Annotated in this window: 1 protein-coding gene; it reads right to left on the reverse strand. The window is 69.2% G+C overall.

Annotated features, from left to right (window positions below; all coding sequences use genetic code 11):
• Positions 1-384 (reverse strand): glycosyltransferase family 2 protein (locus FLQ44_RS21765; RefSeq protein ID WP_147696041.1); only part of this gene is annotated, 384 nt, incomplete at its 3' end.
• Between the last annotated feature and the right edge of the window lie 106 nt (positions 385-490).

Consider the following 490-nt stretch of genomic DNA (forward strand, 5'->3'; position numbering starts at 1 on the left):
GCGGTGGATCGGCTGCTGCGCCCGCTTTTTCAGGCGCGCGCCGATGATGATGTCGTTCGGGAACTGCGCGGCGGCCGCAACCAGACGCGGAATGTCCGAGGCCAGGTGTTGGCCATCGCCGTCCATGCTGACTACGCCATCGATGTCGAGCGCGAGTGCAGCGCGGAAGCCGCTGCGCAGGCCCTCGCCCTTGCCGCGGCGGGTTTCGTGCTGGATCAGGGTGATCGGTAGATCGGATATGGCCGCGACCGTGCCGTCGGTGGAGCCGTCGTCGATCACGATCACATGCGGGGTGCAGGCCAGCGCGCCTTCGACCACCTCGCGGATGCGCAGGGCTTCGTTGAGGGCGGGAATGATCACCGCGGTGCGGGCGAGCTCAGCCATGACGCAGCTCCAGCACGAGGCGGGTGTCTGCGCCCGCGGGCAATTCGCAGGTAGACTCACCGCGCGCCAGCGCCTTGGCCAGACGCGCGGCCGGCGCCATCGCGTT

Source organism: Vogesella mureinivorans (genome assembly GCF_007644035.1).
GTDB lineage: Bacteria > Pseudomonadota > Gammaproteobacteria > Burkholderiales > Chromobacteriaceae > Vogesella > Vogesella mureinivorans.